The organism is Streptomyces sp. NPDC051684 (assembly GCF_044453445.1).
GTDB lineage: Bacteria > Actinomycetota > Actinomycetes > Streptomycetales > Streptomycetaceae > Streptomyces.
In genome coordinates this window covers 217,933-234,477 of the sequence record NZ_JBITCS010000010.1, presented here as the reverse complement: position 1 = coordinate 234,477, position 16,545 = coordinate 217,933, and the positions used below count along the sequence as shown (strand labels likewise).

Sequence of the window (16,545 nt, the reverse complement as noted above, 5' to 3'; positions counted from 1 at the left end):
CGGACCAGCTCCGCCATCGCATGCGCCGGGGCAGCGACGGCGGCAGGCCACCCACGTTCGACCGCGAGGCGTACAAGCAACGCAACACCGTCGAGTGGTGCATCAACCGTCTCAAGCAGTGGCGAGGAATCGCGACCCGTTACGAGAAGACAGCGACCATCTACCTGGCCGGACTCCACATCGCAGGCATCTCCCTGTGGTCCGCACGGTGATCCAAACGAGAGCCCCTAGGCGCTGAGCTGTGTCCGAAGCCGGTCCAGCACCCGGGTGAGGCGGCGGGAGACCTGCATCTGCGAGATGCCCAGAACGTCTCCGATCTCGGCCTGCGTCAGCTCGTCGACGAATCGCAGCGCGAGGAGCTTGCGGTCCCGGGGTGCGAGGGCGGTGATCAGCGGCTTGAGGGCCTGCAGGTTCTCCGCCTTGGTCAACTCGGGGTCGTGGCAGCCGATATGGGCGGCCAAGGTGTCATCGGGCTCGTCCATGGCGGCCGACCTGTCGAGCGAGGACGCGGTGCAGCCGTTGGTCGCCTTCAGGCCTTCGGCGACCTCGTCCTCGTCAAGGCCGAGATGGGCGGCGAGTTCGGCGACGGTGGGCGCGTGACCGTTCGCCTGCTCCAGGCGGGTGCTCGCCCGGTCGAGGTGCAGGCTGAGCTCCTTCAGGCGCCGAGGGACATGGACGGCCCACGTCGTGTCACGGAAGAAGCGCTTGATCTCACCCATGACGGTGGGCAGGGCGAAGCTCGTGAACTCCGCTCCCCGGTGCAGATCGAAGCGGTCGATGGCCTTGATCAGACCGATGGTGCCGACCTGCACGACGTCTTCGTACGATTCGCCGTGAGCACGCAGGCGCCGTGCGGCGTAGTGCACGAGGTTGAGGTTGAGCTCGACGAGGGTGTTGCGCAGGTAGGCGTACTCATGGGTGCCCTCCTCGAACTCGTCGAGCCGGGCGAACAGCGACTTGGACAGGTCACGGATGTCCGCAGGCGCGAGCGCGTCGGTGGCGGAGAGTGACGGAAGGCCCGGGACACCGACCGCGGGAGCGGCGCTGCCAGGGCCGGTCGTATGTCGCTCAGGCGTATCGGACCGAGGTGCCGGATGGCTCATGGCCTGGGGCGTCATCGTCGCTCCTCACTCCGGAGGCACTCCCCGGACGGGAGCGCGGCGTGCCCGGCTCATACCCGCGACCTGCCCCTGCACACCTGGAATTTGACGCTCCGTAACATGTGCGAAGTTCCCCGACCCGGCCTCGACGTCCCTCACCAGGCCCAACCGTTTACGTGGAGTGGGAGCCCGGCTGGGCGACCGGTTGGGGCAGTTCGACCAGTGCCGCCGTCACACACTCCAACTTCCGTTCCCGGAGAGCCCAGCGCCCCGATCGCGATGACAGCAGCCTGTGCTGGTGCCGGGCTGTACCCCGCGGAACATCACGAACGTGTGCGGTAGTACGAGGCCGATGCGGTGTTGAGGACGACGGCCCCGGTGAACCAGAGGAAGGACAACCGGTGTCCGAGTACAAGGAGAGCCAACGCGGCGGCACCGAACACCACCGCCTTCACCCCGAGTTGGGCGGCATGCGGAATCCGGAACCGTGCCTTCGGTGCCGCGAACATCCCCCACAGCACGGCAGCACCGAGCGGTGCGGCTACGGCAAGGGCGAGGGACCCCGCCCACCCGATGTCACGGGTCATGCCCCACCAAGCCAACAGCCCGAGCGCCAACAGCTCCAGCAGAAACGCCAAGCCCTCATTGACCAGAAAGAAGGCACGGGCGGCAGGTGGCGTCGGATTAGTCATGGAGCCACCTTGTCTGCGCCCACGCGGAGGGGTCCACTCCGATCCGCGTGTACCGGCCGCCCGCTCCACCGGCATGACGGCGATCCGCCCCTCCGTCACCCCGGTCCGTAATACAGCCCCAGAAACTCCTCCAGCGCCGCGTCGACGCCTTCGCGGTCATCGGTCGCCAGGAGGTCGAGCAGCAAGCCGCGGACCATGGCGAGGCCCATTCGGGCGCGGTTGCGGGCGACCAAGGGGTCCGCGCCCGCACTGACCTCGGCGGCCACGAGGGGCTCCAGCCAGTCCGTCACGAGCCCTTCGAGGAACGGGGCCGCTTCGGGGCGGCCCCGCAACGCGTGCCCGCAGATCTCGAAGAAGAGCCGCTCCTGACCGGCCAGTCGAGGGTCCGCCAGCTGTCGCCACAGTCGGCGCGCGGCGTCGGCGGGCGGGAGTCCGGGATCCAGACGGAGCCGGGACAGGAGGTCACGCTGACGTCGCTCCGACTCCCGGACGATCTCGACGAAGAGCTGCTCCTTGGAGCCGAAGTAGTGGATGAGCATGCGATGGCTGACGCCGATCGCCGCGCCCAGGCCGCGCAGACTCAGGTCCCCGATGCCGTGCGCCGCGACGTGGTCGACGGCCGCGACCACCAGGTTCGCGCGCCGCTCCTGCCCACGCGTGTCCTGATGGGCCTTGCCGTCGAAATGCCCGTCGCCCGTTTTCACCACGCCGCGAGTGTACCAATCGGTACACCCGAGATGTACCGTGTGGTACATGAAGTCTGTCATCGTGTCGATCGACGTACCGCAGACGACAGGGGAGGTCTACGACTTCCTCGATGTCATGGCTCACCACGAGCGGTTCACCGACCACTACCTGACCGACTGGCGCTACAGCGGCCCCGCCCGCGGCATCGGGTCGCGCGCGACGGTCACCGCCGCGCTGGGCGGCACCAAGGCCGACGTCGCCATCGAGGTCGTCGAGGCCGAAGCACCGAGGCTCATCGTGGAACGCAACGTCAGTGCGTCCGGCAGGCGCCTGGCCCAGGGCACCTACGCCCTGGAACCCCGGCAGGCCGGCGGGACCCGCATCGCGTTCACCTACAAGTGGCTGCGGGCCCCGCTCGCCGACCGGCTGCTGGCCCCCGCCGTTCGCGCCATGATGCGCCACGCCAACCGCACGGCCATGCGCCGCCTGGCCACCGAACTGGCCCACCACGCGCCCGCGACCGGGTCGTGATGCGTTGCGGCGCTGCTGCACGAACTACATGGGCATGGACCGGCGCGTACGGCGACGGCGACGAGCGGCCCGCTCCCCCGCGGCCTTCGCCTCCTGCTCCGTGGCGCCTCGCGCGCGGCTCTTCTCGTAGGCCTTCGTGCGTGACTCGTCCATCTTCCGGGCGGTCCGCTCACGCATGCGGGAAATGAGTCCCATGGTGTCTCCCTGAGGGGGCTATGCGGGCGAGGGGGTGTCGTACATCCATCATCGGCGGCCCACCCGACGCCCCGCATCAACCGATCGGCTGCGATGCCCCTCCCATCGATGGATGCACCACGGCCGCTCAGCCGTCCGACCGCCGGGTCCATGCCTGCGGCACGGCCTGTCCGACACACAAGGTCCCGTCCACGGGGACGTACCGCAGCAGGCCGAGATCGACCAGAGCCCTCAGGTGTCCCAGATGCTCTTCGTCACTCCAGCTCAAGGCATCTCGCAGCTGATGAGCGGTGGGGCTCCCGCCCACACGCCGTTCGTACGAGGCGACCCAGGAAACAGCATCGTGTTGTTCCCGCGCGGACAGACCGGTCGGCGTGGGCGGCAGGTCCCGCGGCGGCGTGGGGCCGAGCGCGAGGCTGTGTGCGGCATCGGTGTAGGTGACCACTCCGCGCTCGGCGAGGTACTCGAGCACGCCGGCGAGCTCCGGCACCGTCCAGTCGAAGCGCTCACGCAGGTAGCCCCAGGACGGGCCTCTTCCGTGCTGCTCCCTGAACTCCGCGATGTGCGCCGCCACGAGCGCCTCCCGACCGCGCAGCAAGGCACGAGCGCGGTGCTTGCGGTACGAGGCCGACGACGGAAGCGACTGCTCGACCGCCGGCTTCTTCGGCGGCTTCGCCTTCCACTCCGCGCGCGAGGAGAGATGCCAGCGGCCGCACTGCGGGCATTCGTACACCCGCCGCGGAACTCCGCCGGTGCGCCTCGGCCGCTCACGGATCTCCTTCAACCGCTGCTCGGCACTCTCACGATCAAGGAACTCGGTCTTGCCCTGACAGGCGCGCACGCGCGTTCTGCGCGTACGTTCCTCAGCCAGCGCCTGCTCGGCAACGATCGGGCCGTCGGCATCGACGCCGGTCAGCCCCACGATGTCGTTGATACGAGCTTCGAGTTCCCTGTCCATGCGTCCGTTGTACGCCACGCCACTGACAATCCGACCTGACCAGCGCGCGCGGGCCCGCTCTCCCGGGCAGCCGGCCCAGCCGCTCGCGGGCCCGGGCGAGGGTCATGGCCACCGCGACCATCCGTGCCTGGGCGCCGTCGTGCAGGTCGCGCTCGATGCGGCGCAGGGGCGCGGCGGAGTCCTGCACGGCGCGCGCACGGGTCTCTTCGAGGACGTGCACGCGGTCGTCGAGACGGCCGGGTCCGAGCAGGGCGCGGGCCATCGGCCGGACGACGAGCTTGAGCAGGCCCCGGGTGCACCAGGCGGAGAGCACCAGCGGCAGGATCCCGGCCAGGCAGGTCAGCATCGCCGTCACAAGGCGTCTCGTCGCCAGGGGGAGACATGTTGGCCAGCAGACGTCGGGGCGTGGCCGCCGCTCTCGCCCTGAGTTGCGTCGTCGCCGCGGCGGGGTGCGTCAAGAACACCGAGCACACCGGCAGCCCGGCCGGGCCGAAGGTGAAGGTAGCCGCGGACGCAGAGGTGGCCGACCTGGTGCCCAAGTCGGTCGCGGACAAGGGGTACTTGAAGATCGGCATCGGCCCCAACTACTTCCCGAACGAGTACCGCGACGCACACCACGAGATTGTCGGCTGGGACGTCGAGATCGGCGACGCGACGGCCGCCAAGCTGGGCCTGAAGGCGAAGTACGTCGAGTCGAACTTCCCGCGGATCCTGTCGGGTCTCGGCATCGGCGACTACGACATCGGCATCTCTTCCTTCAACGACACCGCCGAGCGCCGGGAGAAGGTCGACTTCGTCGACTACTACAAGGCCGGCACCCAGCGGGCGAGCGGCACCAGGACCGAGAAGGTCGGCCCGGACAACGCGTGCGGCAAGACGGTCGGCGCGCAGAACAACACGTACCAGCTGCTCGACTACCTGCCGACGCTCAGCAAGAAGTGTGTCAGGGCCGGGCAGCCCGCGATCAAGATCGACTCGTACGACGACCAGACGCAGTCCACGACCGCCGTGGCGGCGGGCGCGGCGGGCCGCAACGGCGGCATCCTGTCCTGCGGCGGCGCCCTGCCCCTCGCCTCCGAGGCGAGCGGTGTCCCCCGCGCCGACCGGATCGCGCTCCACCACGACAGCGACACCGAGTTGCGGCGCCTGGAGGAGCTGCTCGGTCCCGCGGTCGTCGAGCGCGCCCCGCTCTACCGGATCGCCGGTTTCGTGCGCGGCCCGCGTGACGACGCCGAGCGGGCTCTTGAGGCCGGGCACCTCGCCGCCATGCGCGCGGACGCAGCCGTGATGCGCGAGGTCGGCATCCCGGTCGAGGAGTACGACGGCGACATGGGCCGCGGCCTGGTGCTGCCGAACCGCGCCCGCATCAACCCCACGGTGCGCGCCCTGGAACTGGCGGCCCACTGCCTCAAGCGCGGCGCGGTGCTGCACGAGAACAGCCACGTCACGGGCGTCGAGTCGGGCGCGGTGCACACCGGGCGGGGCACGGTGCGGGCACGAGTGGTGCTGGTCGCGGTCGACGGCAAACTGGACGCGATCCTCCCCCAACTCTCGGACGCGGTGCACTCGGTACGCCTCCAAATGCTCGCCACCGAGCCCCTCTCACGCCGCATCCTGGACGGCCCGCTGGGCTGTCGCGACGGCTTCGAGTGGATGCAGCAGGACGCCGAGGGACGCCTCCTCATCGGGGGCGGCCGCGACCAGTTCGAGTCCGCCGAGAACACCCTCGACGACCACCCCACGGCCCCGGTCCAGCGCTGGATCGACGCTCAGGCCGAACGCGCCGCGGGCGAACCGGTGCGGGTCACGCACCGCTGGGCCGCGTCGGTCGGCTGCACCCGCGACCGGCGCGCCCTGTGCGTACCGGTGCACGACGGTGTCATGGCGGTGGGCGGCTACTCGGGCTCGGGCAACCTGGTGGGTCCACTGGCCGCGCGGACGGCGGTGGGGCGGCTGCTGGACGGTGCGGAGGTGCCCGGGTACTTCCGGGCGCGGGTGTGACCGCGAGCGTCCGAACCACCTTCCCCGTACGCGACGTTCAATACGGCAGCCCCTCCGACGCCGCCCGCAGTGCCGCGTCGAGGCACGTCGCGATCTCGCCGGACGAGGCCTCGGGCCGGTCAGCGTAGCGTCGCGCGAAGTCCTCCGCGGCCGCGCGCAGGGCGCCGTTGAGGGTGGCCGCGTGCACGGCCAGGCGCAGGTCGTCGGGGTCGCCGCCGGAGCGTTCGGCGAGCAGGCGGCCGAGGACGGGGAGCGCGTCGTCGTGGGCCTGGAGCCAGACGGCACGCAGCGCCGGTTGTGTGGAGGTCATACGGATCAGGGCCAGGATGGTGGGGGTGCCCGGCGGCAGGTCGCCCGTCCTGCACGTCTCGCTGAAGAAGTCCCGCAGGCTCATCTGCCGCGGCCAGCGGCGCAGTTGGGTCACGGCGAAGTCGAGGCCCGCCGCGAGCAGCGGCAGTACGCAGCCCTCCTTCGTCGGGAAGTGCCGCCACAGCGTGCGCGTGGAGACCCCGACGGCCTGCGCGATCTGCTCCCCGGTCGTGGCGGTGACGCCCTGGGAGGTGAACAGACGCACCGCCTCGCAGGCGATCTCGAACCGGAGATCGGCCCTGCGACGCTCGGTGAGCGACGGCCGCTCGTCCGTCGGCACCTCCTGCCGCCACGCCTCCCATGGCATCTGACGCCCCCTTGCCCTACTGGCCGTTCGACTGTTCGTCCGAAGTCAGCGCAGCATAGCGAGGCCGTTTCCCGGCGGACCGCCGGCCGGACACCATCTGACGCATGCAGCCTTCTTGTCACTGAGTGACACGCGACTCTACTCTGCGGTAGCTGACCGGCGAGTAACTACCGTGCTCTCGACCGGTGTTGGCACGCGTGTGCCCGATTTCCCCTCTCCCCCCACCGTTCGGCACAGCCCTCCCCCACTTGGTCAAGGAGATGCTCATGCCCTCCCCCAGCAGGCGTGCCCTGCTCACCGGCGCCGCCGCCCTCACCGCCGCGAGCGCCCTCTCCGCCCCGGCCGCCTCGGCCGCGCCCGCCCGCGTGAACCTGACCCGCGAGGAGCATCGGGTCGTCGTCATCGGATCCGGATTCGGCGGCGGCGTCGCGGCGTTGCGGCTCGCACAGGCCGGCGTGCCGGTGACCGTGCTCGAACGCGGCCGGCGCTGGCCGACCGGCCCGAACGCGGAGACCTTCCCGCGGGTGTCGGGCCTGGACAAGCGCATGCTCTGGTACGGCACCCGGCCCGAGGCCGTCAGGCCGCTCGCCCGGCTCCTCGGCACCCCCCTCGGCTTCGCGCCCTACGCCGGGCTCCTCGAACCGGTGCTGGGGGAGAACATCCTGAGCGTGTGCGCGGCCGGGGTCGGCGGCGGATCGCTCGTCTACCAGGGCATGACATTGCAGCCCTCGGAGGCCGTCTTCAACACCTGGTTTCCCGACGCCCTCGACTACCGGCGCATGGACCGCGTCCACTACCCGCGCGTCGCCCGCATGCTCCAGGCCGACACCGCACCCGACCAGCTCATCGACTCCCCCAACTACTACGCGGCACGGGTCTTCGCCGAACGGACCCGCAAGGCCGGATACGGCCTGGAGAAGATTCCGATGCCGATCGACTGGGACTACGCCCTGGCCGAACTGCGCGGCGAGATGAAGCCCTCGTACACGAACGGCGACTGCGCGCTCGGCGTCAACAACGGCGGCAAGCACTCCGTGGACGTGACGTATCTGAAGCGGGCCGAGGCGACCGGCAAGGTCACCGTCGCCACCCACCACAACGTCACCTCCGTGGCCCGCGCCGCCGACGGCCGCTGGGAGGTACGCGTCGACCGCACCGACGACTCCGGCGTCGTACAGGATCACAAGGTGCTCACCACGCGCTCCCTGATCATGGCGGCCGGGAGCGTCAACACCAGCAAGCTCCTGGTCCGGGCCGGTGCGACCGGTGCCATCCCCGACCTGCCCGACGGCGTCGGCGAGGGCTGGGGCACCAACGGCGACCGCATCTACGCCTGGACCGACCTCCAGGAGGACTTCGGCGCCGAGCAGGGCGGCCCCGTCGTCTACGGCAGCAAGGCGTGGGCGGACCCGGCCACCGCGAACACCGTCATCCAGGCGTCGCTGCCGCCGCTGGGCCTCGACACCCGTACGACCATGCTGGTCGGCTTCGGTGTCAGCCCCGACCGCGGCCGCCTGCGCTACGACTCCGCCACCGACTCCGTGTCCCTGCACTGGCCGTCGGGCGGCGACTCGGGGAGCTACCGCGCCATCCACGAGCGGGTGACGCGGCTGTCCCGGGGCGTCGGCACGCTCATCGACACCAACTCCCTGGTGAACAGCACCTGGCACCCGCTCGGCGGCGCACCGATGGGCACGGTGTGCGACCTGGAGGGACGTGTCCATGGCCAGCGCGGCCTCTACGTACTGGACGGCGCCCTCATCCCCGGCACCACCGGCGCGTGCAACCCCTCGATGACCATCGCCGCCGTCGCCGAACGCGCGATGGACATCATCACCGCCAAGGACGTGGGCACGGTCGTCTGACCCGGGCCACCGCCCGCTACGCCCGGATCCGCCCCTTGCTCACCATCGCATCGCGCACCCGCTGCTCGGCCAGCCCCCGGCCGGCGGCGTGGGGCGTGACGGACTGGCGGGCGGCCTCGTCCAGGACCGTCACCGCGTTGGCCCGCAGGCGCTTGCTGATCGTGTCGAAGATGGTGGGTGTCTCGGGGCGGAAGCCGGAGTAGCGGGCGTCCATGGCGAAGGCCGCCGCCACGACACCGCCCGCGTTGGCCACGAAGTCGGGCAGCACATGGACGCCCCGCTCCTCCAGGACCGTCTGGGCCTCGGGGGTGGTCGGCAGGTTGGCGCCCTCCACCACGAGTTTCGCCTTGACCTGGTGGGCGGTCGGGGCGTCGATGACATCCTGCAGGGCGGCGGGGACGAGGATGTCGCAGTCGACGGTGAGTTCCTGGCCCGGTGCGATCACGGTTCCCGCGGGGTGGCGGGTCACGAAGGCGTCGCCGAATTCCTCGCGGGCGGTCTCCAGGGCGCGGACGTCGAGCCCGGCCGGGTCGTGCAGGGCGCCCTGCACGGTGGACACGGCCACGATCGTGGCGCCGAGCTGCGCGAACCGCCGGGCCGCCGCGTGGCCCACGGCCCCGTACCCCTGGATGGCGACCCGGGCGCCGGACAGCGGCAGTTGGAGGTGGTGTGCGGCGGCGTCGGCGGCCTCCGCGACGCCGTAGCCGGTGACACCGAGCTCGTCGTAGGCGACCCCGCCGAGATGGGCCGGGGTGCCCACCGCCGCGCCCCGGTCGCCGAGTTCGTCCTGGATGACGGCGGCGTCGTCCTCGGTCAGGCCCATGTCGAGGCCCATCACGTACTCGCGGGGCACCTCGTTGGACAGCGCGCGGGCGAAGGCGCGCAGCACCGCCTCCTTGTCGGGTGCGGCCGGGTCCGCGACGATGCCGGCCTTGGCACCCCCGTAGAAGAGGTCGACGCTCGCCCACTTCCATGTCATCACCCGGGCCAGGCGGGCGACTTCACCGACGGAGACGGTGGGGCTCATGCGGGTGCCGCCCTTGCCCACGCCGCGCGCGGTGTTGTCGATGACCAGCACGCCCTTCATGCCGGTGCGCCGGTGCGAGACGACGACGATCCTCTCGGGGCCCCAGTCGTCGACGAGCGAGAGTGCGTCCGTCACGGTGCTGATCCTTGTCTGTCCGGGGGATGGCGGGTCCGGTTGCGTGCCTTCACCCTCCGCGCCGCGCGTCCCGGCCCACAAGAGTCAGCAGCACGAGACTCTTCACCTGCGAGCACCAGTGATGCTTATGCTGTCGGCACACACGCAGTGGTGCCCAAGTACGGGGAAGTTCCGGTTTGTTGAAGCCGCAGCATCTGCTCACGCTGAGGGCCGTCGTGCGTACGGGGTCGTTCGTCGTCGCGGCCCGCGAGCTGGGGTACACCTCGTCGGCGGTCTCCCAGCAGATCTCGGCGCTGGAGAAGGACACGGGCCTGGTGCTCTTCGAGCGGGAGGCGCACGGGATCCGCGCGACCTCGGCGGCGGACCGCCTCGTCGAACTCGGCGCCCCGCTCCTGGCCACTCTGGACGAGCTGGACCAGCAGGTGCGCCGGCTCGCCACGGGGGCGACCGGGCGGCTGCGGCTCGGGAGCTTTCCCACGGCGGGGGTGCGGCTGGTGCCCGCCGCGCTGTCGGCCCTGACCTCGGCCCATCCGCACGCCGAGATCCAGTTGCAGGAGGGCGAGCCCAAGGAACTCGTCGCCGCCCTGGACGCGGGTGATCTCGATGTGGCCCTGGTGTACGAGTACGGGCTCAGCCCCCAGCAGTGGCCCACCGGCCTGACCCCTCACCAGCTGCTGCGCGAGGACCTCGTGCTGCTGCGGGCCCCCGACAGCCCCCACGGCACACGCCTTGCGGGGCTGTCCGGGGAGCGCTGGATCACGAGCCGGGAGGACACCGCCGGAGCGCTGTCCCTCGACCGGCTGTGCGCGGCGGCCGGCTTCGAGGCGAGCGTGGCCTTTCGCAGCAACAACTATGACGTCGTACGGGAGTTGGTGTCGACCGGGCAGGGCGTGGCGATCGTGCCGGGCCTCGCGCATGTGCCGAGCACGTCGGTGCGGGCGAGCCGGGTCGCCCGGCGCTCGGCGTTCCGCCGCGTCCTCGCACTGCACCGCCGCGGCAACACCAACCCGCTGCTCGGGTCGGCGATCTGCGCGCTGCGCGGCGCGGTGCCCACCGGTCAGCCGTACGTGCACGGGGCGGGCGACGGGGGCGGCACGCCGTAGGTCGGGTCGTTCGGATCGGGCTGGGCACCCTTGCGCAGGACGTCGACGAGGGCCGCCACGGCAGGCCGGTGCTCGGCGAAGGAGCGGATGACCACCACGATGTGACGCTCCATGACATCCTCCAGCGCCAGCACGTCCAGGCGGGAGGGTCGCAGCCTGAGCATCAGGTCCGTCACCACGCTCACCCCGACACCCGCCTCGATCAGGGCCAGCGTGGCCGCCGTGTCCGTGACCTCGTGCAGGACACGGGGCTCGAACCCGGCGCGGCGGCAGGCCGTGAGCACGGCGCGTCCGTAGTAGCTGTCGGCGAGCGGGAGGATCCAGCCCCACTCGGCGGCGTCCGCGAGCGAGACCGTCGGGCGGCCGGGCGCGGTGCCGGACGGCACGGCGAGGGAGAAGCGTTCGCGGGCCAACCGCACCATTTTCAGGGCCGGTTCGCGCCGGATCGGCACGTCCGGGTAGTCGAGGCCGATGGCCAGGTCCACGGTGCCGCCCGCCACGGCGCCGTACACCTCGTCGACGTCCATGTCGCGGCTGCGCACGGTCACCGCCGGGTGCAGTTCGCGGACGCGGCGCAGGGCGGGCGGCAGGATCTCGGCGGCCGCGGAGGCGAAGAGGCCGACCCGGAGGGTGCCCGACACCTCGTTGCGGGTGCGCTCCAGCGCCTGGACCGCCTCGCCGTGCGTGGTGAGGATGCGTTCGGCGTGGGCCGCCAACACGGCACCCGCGTCGGTGAGTTCGACGCGCCGCCCGGTGCGCCGCAGCAGTGGGGTGCCGGTGGCCTTCTCCAGCGCGGCGAGCTGCTGCGAGACCCCACCCGGGGTGTATCCCAGGGCGTCGGCGACGGCGGTCACGGTGCCCCGCCGGGTCAGTTCGACCAGGGACCGCAGCTGCGCACTCGTCCAGTCCATGACGGGGACACTAGGGCTTGTCGTTTGGATCAGGCCGGGCCGGCGGCGGAAACCGTATAGATCCGGTAGACGATCGTGAGCAGTAACCGTTGATGGACGTCAACGGTTCGCTGCTGCACGATGGCCTCCAGACAGCTGATCGGCATCGCCTCCGTACTCGACTGCCCTCGCCACTGACCGCCCTCGCCGCCTCGGTACACCGGACCACGTCCGGGCCCGGTGGCGGCTGTTGGAAGGGATCAGCACGTGCAGCACACGACCTCCTCAGCTTTCCGGACTATTCCTTCCGCCGCCGCCGTCGTGATCATCGGGGGCGGGGTGATGGGCGCCAGTGCCGCCTTCCACCTGGCCGAGGCCGGAGTGCGGGACATCGTCGTCGTCGAGCGCGGTGAGCTGGCCTGCGGCAGCTCGGGCAAGCCGATCGGCGGGGTGCGCGCCCAGTTCTCCGACCCGCTCAACATCGAGCTGGGCCACCGCAGTCTGCACGCGTACCGGGACTTCACGCGCCGCCCCGGCGCCGACATCCGGCTCGACACCGTCGGCTACCTCTTCCTCCTCAGCACACACCAACAGGCCGACGACTTCCGTCAGTGCGTCGAGACGCAGAACGCCCTCGGGGTGTCCAGCCGGATGATCGACCCCGCCGAGGCCCGCACCCTGTGCCCGTACATCAGCACCGACGGTCTGGTCGCCGCCGCCTACTCCCCCGACGACGGGCACGCCCGCCCCGCCCGCGTCGTGCGGGGATACGCCGACGCCGCCGCCCGCGCGGGTGTCACCATCGCCACGCACACCACGGTCACCGGCCTCGACCTCACCGGGGACCGGGTCACCGCCGTGCACACCAGTGCAGGCCGGATCGCCTGTTCCACCGTCGTGTGCGCGGCAGGCGCCTGGTCGGCCCGGATCGGTGACATGGTCGGAGTCGACCTCCCCGTCCGCCCGGTGCGCCGCCAACTCGCGTTCACCGCGCGGCTCGCACCACCGGCCCCGCGCATCCCGTTCACCATCGACTTCGCCTCCACCGGGTACTTCCACAACAGCGACGACGGCCTGTTGTTCGGCCTCGCCGACCCCTCCGAGGAGGACGGCTTCGACACCACCTGGACGCCCGAGTGGCTGGACCTGTTCCGCGCCGCCGTACGCCACCGCGCCCCGGCCCTCGCCGACATGGAGACGGTGCGCGGCTGGGCCGGCCTGTACGAGAACACCCCGGACCACAACGCCCTCATCGGCCGCTCCGGCGAGGTCCCCAACCTCCTGTACGCCGCCGGGTTCTCCGGCCACGGGTTCCTCCAGGCCCCGGCGGTCGGGGAGATCGTGCGCGACCTGTACCTGGAGCGGGAGCCGTTCACGGACGTGTCCCCGCTCAGCGCCGACCGCTTCCGGTCCGGCGCCGCGGTGAGCCGTCCCGAGGCGCATGTGGTGTGAGCGCGTGAAACACGCCGAACCGAGCGAAAGGGATCCCATGTCCTCGCCCATGTCCGCGTCCACGTCCACGTCCACCGTTCCGCAATGGCGGCTGCGGGCCGCGTTCGCCACCCGTCTCTCCGAGATGTACGGGCGTGAAGTGCCCGCCTACACCACGCTCGTGGACGTCTCGCGCGAGGTCAACGAGGACGTCCTGGGCGAGCGCGGCGCGGACGCCGAACGCCTGGGCTCCATCGGCCGGGTCACCGCCGAGCGGCACGGCGCCATCCGGGTCGGCACACCCGAGGAACTGTCGCAGGTGGCACGGGTCTTCGCCGCCGTCGGCATGCACCCGGTCGGCTTCTACGACCTGCGGGAGGCCGCCGCCAGCGCGGTGCCGGTCGTCTCCACCGCGTTCCGGCCGGTCGACGGCGAGGAACTGGCACGCAACCCGTTCCGCGTCTTCACCTCCCTGCTCACCCCGGCCGATCCCCGCTTCTTCGGCCCCGACCTCCGCTCCCGCCTGGAGAACTTCCTCGGCGCCCGCGAACTCTTCCCCCAGGAACTGCTCACGCTGGCCGACCGCGCGGCAGCCGAGGGCGAACTGCGTGAGGCGCAGGCCGACCGCTTCCTCGCACTGGCCGTTTCCGCCTTCGAGTTGTCGCCGGAGCCGGTGGACCGGGCCTGGTACGAAGAGCTGGAGCGGGCCTCCGCCGTCGCCGCGGACATCGGCGGCGTACGCAGCACGCACATCAACCACCTCACGCCCCGCGTCCTCGACATCGACGAGCTGTACCGCCGCATGACCGACCGCGGCATCGAGATGATCGACACCATCCAGGGGCCGCCCTCCTGGAAGGGCCCCGACGTGCTGCTGCGCCAGACCTCGTTCAAGGCCCTCGCCGAACCGCGCGCGATGCGCGACCCCGACGGCAGCGTGACCAGCGGCGCCCTGCGCGTCCGCTTCGGCGAGGTGGAGGCGCGCGGCATCGCCCTCACACGTGAGGGCCGGGCACTCTACGACGACGTGCTCGGGCAGGTCGACCAGCGGGCGGCGGGGCATCCGCCGCAGCGCCGCGGCGACATCGCACGCGCGGTGTGGGAAGAGCACATGCCGGCCGACGAGGGCGAGCTGGCCGCGCGGGGGCTCGCCCACTTCACGTACGAGACGGTCGAAGGGCGGTCGCGCGAGGGTCAACCGCCCTCTCCTGCTGATGAGTTGGTGCGTGGCGGCTGGGTGCGCGCCCGGCCCATCGTGTACGAGGACTTCCTGCCGCGCTCGGCCGCCGGCATCTTCCAGTCCAACCTCAGCGGCGAGGGCTTGTCGTTTGGATCAGGCCGGATCAGGGAGCGGGGCCTGGTGCGTGCGATCGCAAGGCGGAGGAGGGAGGCGACGCGGAGCGTCGTCGACCGACGACAACGCCGCGAGCGTGCGTGCCAGGCCCCGCGAGCCCGGCCTGATCCAAACGACAAGCCCTAGGGCACCCGCGACAGCGCCCAGGAGGGTGTCGCCTACGACGCCGCCTGGCTCTCCGGCGCCATCGGCCGCGACGTGCTCGACCCGTACGCCCTCTACGCGGAGCAGCAGCGCCGGTCCCTCGCGCAGGCCGCCCGAGAGCTGGGGCTCAAGGGCGCCATCGTCACCCTCGACTGACTCACCCACTCACTTCCACGACGAGGAGCACACCATGACCGGCACCTCCCTTCCCACCACCGACGAGCTGCGTGAGCGCGCGCTCGCCGCGCTGGGCCGCGTCGGCGTCACGCCCGACGACGGCAGCGACTTCCACGCCCGCACACCGATCACCGGCGAGGACCTCTTCGGCCTGGCGGCCGCGGGCGAGGCGGACGCCGAAGCCGCGGTCGCCGCCGCCCACGAGGCGTTCCTCACCTGGCGTACGACGCCGGCCCCGCGGCGTGGTGAACTCGTGCGCCGCCTGGGTGAGTTGCTGCGCGAGCACAAGAGCGACCTGGCCGACCTCATCACCATCGAAGCGGGCAAGATCCGCTCCGAGGCGCTCGGTGAGGTCCAGGAAATGATCGACATCTGCGACTTCGCCCTCGGCCTGTCCCGCCAGCTCTACGGCCGCACCATCGCCTCCGAGCGCCCGGGCCACCGCCTCGCCGAGACCTGGCACCCGCTGGGCGTGGTGGGTGTCATCTCCGCATTCAACTTCCCCGCCGCCGTCTGGTCGTGGAACACCGCCGTCGCCCTGGCCTGCGGTGACACGGTGGTGTGGAAGCCCTCCGAGCTCACCCCGCTGATCTCCCTGGCCTGTGACCGGCTGGTGTGCCGCGCCGCCGACGACGCCGGGGCGCCGCGCGATGTGCACCGGCTGCTGCTCGGGGACCGTGCCGTCGGCGAGCGGCTCGTCGACGACCCGCGCGTCGCGCTCGTCAGTGCCACCGGTTCCACCCGCATGGGGCGCGAGGTCGGCCCCCGCGTCGCCGCCCGCTTCGGCCGCACCCTGCTCGAACTCGGCGGCAACAACGCCGCGGTCGTCACGCCCTCCGCCGACCTCGACCTCACCGTCCAGGGTGTCGTCTTCGCCGCTGCCGGTACGGCGGGCCAGCGCTGCACCACGCTGCGCCGGCTCATCGTCCACCGCGACATCGCCGACACCCTCGTCGAACGCCTCACGGCCGCCTACCGCAAGCTCCCCATCGGCAATCCCTTCGAGGAGACCACCCTCGTCGGCCCGCTCATCTCCCCCAGGGCCCTCGACGGCATGCGCGGCGCGCTCGACCGGGTGCAGGCCCAGGGCGGAAAGGTCCTCGTGGGCGGCAACCGCCGGCTCGCCGACGAGGCCCCGGACGCCGCCTACACCGAGCCGGTCATCGTCCGCGTGGACGAGCAGAACGACGTCGTACGCGAGGAGACCTTCGCTCCCGTCCTCTACGTCCTGACCTACGACACCCTCGACGAAGCCATCGCGCTGCACAACGACGTCCCCCAGGGCCTGTCGTCCAGCATCTTCACCCGCGACCAGCAGGAGGCCGAGCTGTTCCTGTCCTCCGCCGGTTCGGACTGCGGCATCGCCAACGTCAACATCGGCACCTCCGGCGCCGAGATCGGCGGCGCGTTCGGCGGTGAGAAGGAGACGGGTGGCGGCCGCGAGTCCGGCTCCGACTCCTGGAAGGCCTACATGCGCTCGGCCACCAACACCATCAACTACTCAAGCGAACTGGCCCTCGCGCAGAACGTCAGCTTCCTCTGACCGCAGCGCTGCCCAGCATGGTGTGTGTGGGTCGGG

At 71.4% G+C, this 16,545-nt stretch carries 16 protein-coding genes and 1 pseudogene; 8 read left to right on the top strand and 9 right to left on the bottom strand.

Going from position 1 to position 16,545, the window contains the following annotated elements:
- Positions 1–212 (top strand): annotated as a pseudogene (locus ACIA8D_RS15315) (IS5/IS1182 family transposase); the annotation flags it as partial.
- Between the two features lie 15 nt (positions 213–227).
- Here the strand turns inward: ACIA8D_RS15315 and ACIA8D_RS15310 are convergent.
- From ACIA8D_RS15310 to ACIA8D_RS15300, 3 genes are all read right to left on the bottom strand, one after another.
- A complete protein-coding gene (locus ACIA8D_RS15310; protein WP_399232209.1) occupies positions 228–1,118 on the bottom strand; it encodes a SigB/SigF/SigG family RNA polymerase sigma factor in 891 nt (296 codons plus the stop codon).
- 305 nt (positions 1,119–1,423) lie between these two features.
- Positions 1,424–1,792 carry a YrdB family protein gene (locus ACIA8D_RS15305; protein WP_399232207.1) on the bottom strand — a complete coding sequence of 123 codons (369 nt, stop codon included), beginning with the start codon at positions 1,790–1,792 and terminating at the stop codon, positions 1,424–1,426.
- 95 nt (positions 1,793–1,887) lie between these two features.
- Positions 1,888–2,499 carry a TetR/AcrR family transcriptional regulator gene (locus ACIA8D_RS15300; protein ID WP_399232205.1) on the bottom strand — a complete coding sequence of 204 codons (612 nt, stop codon included), beginning with the start codon at positions 2,497–2,499 and terminating at the stop codon, positions 1,888–1,890.
- 46 nt (positions 2,500–2,545) lie between these two features.
- Here ACIA8D_RS15300 and ACIA8D_RS15295 point away from each other — a divergent pair, with 46 nt between their 5' ends.
- Entirely contained in the window at positions 2,546–3,010 is a 465-nt protein-coding gene (locus tag ACIA8D_RS15295) for an SRPBCC family protein (protein WP_399232203.1), read from the top strand.
- Positions 3,011–3,034: 24 nt separating this feature from the next.
- Here the strand turns inward: ACIA8D_RS15295 and ACIA8D_RS15290 are convergent, their stop codons facing one another.
- From ACIA8D_RS15290 to ACIA8D_RS15280, 3 genes are all read right to left on the bottom strand, one after another.
- On the bottom strand, positions 3,035–3,205 hold the full coding sequence (locus ACIA8D_RS15290; protein WP_399232201.1) for a hypothetical protein: 171 nt from the start codon (positions 3,203–3,205) through the stop codon (positions 3,035–3,037).
- Positions 3,206–3,332: 127 nt separating this feature from the next.
- Positions 3,333–4,163 (bottom strand): hypothetical protein, encoded by an 831-nt coding sequence (locus ACIA8D_RS15285; protein ID WP_399232199.1) that lies wholly within the window; start codon positions 4,161–4,163, stop codon positions 3,333–3,335.
- Entirely contained in the window at positions 4,069–4,425 is a 357-nt protein-coding gene (locus ACIA8D_RS15280; RefSeq protein ID WP_399232234.1) for a histidine kinase, read from the bottom strand. Before ACIA8D_RS15280 ends, ACIA8D_RS15285 begins: the two co-directional genes overlap by 95 nt.
- Positions 4,426–4,544: 119 nt before the next feature.
- Here ACIA8D_RS15280 and ACIA8D_RS15275 point away from each other — a divergent pair, with 119 nt between their 5' ends.
- Positions 4,545–6,164, top strand: coding sequence for an FAD-dependent oxidoreductase (locus ACIA8D_RS15275; RefSeq protein ID WP_399232197.1), 1,620 nt, complete (start codon positions 4,545–4,547; stop codon positions 6,162–6,164).
- Positions 6,165–6,201: 37 nt separating this feature from the next.
- Here ACIA8D_RS15275 and ACIA8D_RS15270 read toward each other — a convergent pair whose 3' ends face one another.
- Positions 6,202–6,840 (bottom strand): TetR family transcriptional regulator, encoded by a 639-nt coding sequence (locus tag ACIA8D_RS15270; protein ID WP_399232195.1) that lies wholly within the window; start codon positions 6,838–6,840, stop codon positions 6,202–6,204.
- A gap of 266 nt (positions 6,841–7,106) precedes the next feature.
- Here ACIA8D_RS15270 and ACIA8D_RS15265 point away from each other — a divergent pair, with 266 nt between their 5' ends.
- Positions 7,107–8,705 carry a GMC oxidoreductase gene (locus ACIA8D_RS15265; RefSeq protein ID WP_399232194.1) on the top strand — a complete coding sequence of 533 codons (1,599 nt, stop codon included), beginning with the start codon at positions 7,107–7,109 and terminating at the stop codon, positions 8,703–8,705.
- Positions 8,706–8,721: 16 nt separating this feature from the next.
- On the opposite strand, the gene ACIA8D_RS15260 is transcribed toward ACIA8D_RS15265, so the two are convergent.
- Positions 8,722–9,867 carry a Glu/Leu/Phe/Val dehydrogenase gene (locus tag ACIA8D_RS15260; protein ID WP_399232192.1) on the bottom strand — a complete coding sequence of 382 codons (1,146 nt, stop codon included), beginning with the start codon at positions 9,865–9,867 and terminating at the stop codon, positions 8,722–8,724.
- Positions 9,868–10,043: 176 nt separating this feature from the next.
- Between ACIA8D_RS15260 and ACIA8D_RS15255 the strand changes: the two genes are divergently transcribed.
- Positions 10,044–10,970, top strand: coding sequence for a LysR substrate-binding domain-containing protein (locus tag ACIA8D_RS15255; protein WP_399232190.1), 927 nt, complete (start codon positions 10,044–10,046; stop codon positions 10,968–10,970).
- Here the strand turns inward: ACIA8D_RS15255 and ACIA8D_RS15250 are convergent.
- Positions 10,925–11,881: a LysR family transcriptional regulator gene (locus ACIA8D_RS15250; protein ID WP_399232188.1), complete on the bottom strand. Its 957-nt coding sequence runs from the start codon at positions 11,879–11,881 to the stop codon at positions 10,925–10,927. The two genes, ACIA8D_RS15255 and ACIA8D_RS15250, sit on opposite strands and share 46 nt — an antisense overlap.
- Before the next feature lie 246 nt (positions 11,882–12,127).
- Between ACIA8D_RS15250 and ACIA8D_RS15245 the strand changes: the two genes are divergently transcribed.
- The 3 genes from ACIA8D_RS15245 to ACIA8D_RS15235 all read left to right on the top strand — a co-directional run bounded on the left by ACIA8D_RS15245 (position 12,128) and on the right by ACIA8D_RS15235 (position 16,509).
- On the top strand, positions 12,128–13,312 hold the full coding sequence (locus tag ACIA8D_RS15245) for an NAD(P)/FAD-dependent oxidoreductase (RefSeq protein ID WP_399232186.1): 1,185 nt from the start codon (positions 12,128–12,130) through the stop codon (positions 13,310–13,312).
- Between the two features lie 37 nt (positions 13,313–13,349).
- The gene (locus tag ACIA8D_RS15240) at positions 13,350–14,771 is read left to right on the top strand and encodes a 2-oxoadipate dioxygenase/decarboxylase family protein (RefSeq protein WP_399232184.1); all 1,422 of its coding nucleotides are present in this window, start codon (positions 13,350–13,352) and stop codon (positions 14,769–14,771) included.
- 208 nt (positions 14,772–14,979) lie between these two features.
- Complete coding sequence (locus tag ACIA8D_RS15235) at positions 14,980–16,509, top strand: aldehyde dehydrogenase family protein (protein ID WP_399232183.1); 1,530 nt, start codon at positions 14,980–14,982, stop codon at positions 16,507–16,509.
- Positions 16,510–16,545: the final 36 nt, after the last annotated feature.

Coding starts and splice junctions, on each gene's coding strand:
- ACIA8D_RS15310 (WP_399232209.1), bottom strand. CDS start 1,118: ATGACGCCCCAGGCCATGAGCCATCCGGCACCTCGGTCCGATACGCCT.
- ACIA8D_RS15305 (WP_399232207.1), bottom strand. CDS start 1,792: ATGACTAATCCGACGCCACCTGCCGCCCGTGCCTTCTTTCTGGTCAAT.
- ACIA8D_RS15295 (WP_399232203.1), top strand. CDS start 2,546: ATGAAGTCTGTCATCGTGTCGATCGACGTACCGCAGACGACAGGGGAG.
- ACIA8D_RS15290 (WP_399232201.1), bottom strand. CDS start 3,205: ATGGGACTCATTTCCCGCATGCGTGAGCGGACCGCCCGGAAGATGGAC.
- ACIA8D_RS15285 (WP_399232199.1), bottom strand. CDS start 4,163: ATGGACAGGGAACTCGAAGCTCGTATCAACGACATCGTGGGGCTGACC.
- ACIA8D_RS15280 (WP_399232234.1), bottom strand. CDS start 4,425: ATGGCCCGCGCCCTGCTCGGACCCGGCCGTCTCGACGACCGCGTGCAC.
- ACIA8D_RS15275 (WP_399232197.1), top strand. CDS start 4,545: ATGTTGGCCAGCAGACGTCGGGGCGTGGCCGCCGCTCTCGCCCTGAGT.
- ACIA8D_RS15270 (WP_399232195.1), bottom strand. CDS start 6,840: ATGCCATGGGAGGCGTGGCGGCAGGAGGTGCCGACGGACGAGCGGCCG.
- ACIA8D_RS15265 (WP_399232194.1), top strand. CDS start 7,107: ATGCCCTCCCCCAGCAGGCGTGCCCTGCTCACCGGCGCCGCCGCCCTC.
- ACIA8D_RS15250 (WP_399232188.1), bottom strand. CDS start 11,881: ATGGACTGGACGAGTGCGCAGCTGCGGTCCCTGGTCGAACTGACCCGG.
- ACIA8D_RS15240 (WP_399232184.1), top strand. CDS start 13,350: ATGTCCTCGCCCATGTCCGCGTCCACGTCCACGTCCACCGTTCCGCAA.
- ACIA8D_RS15235 (WP_399232183.1), top strand. CDS start 14,980: ATGACCGGCACCTCCCTTCCCACCACCGACGAGCTGCGTGAGCGCGCG.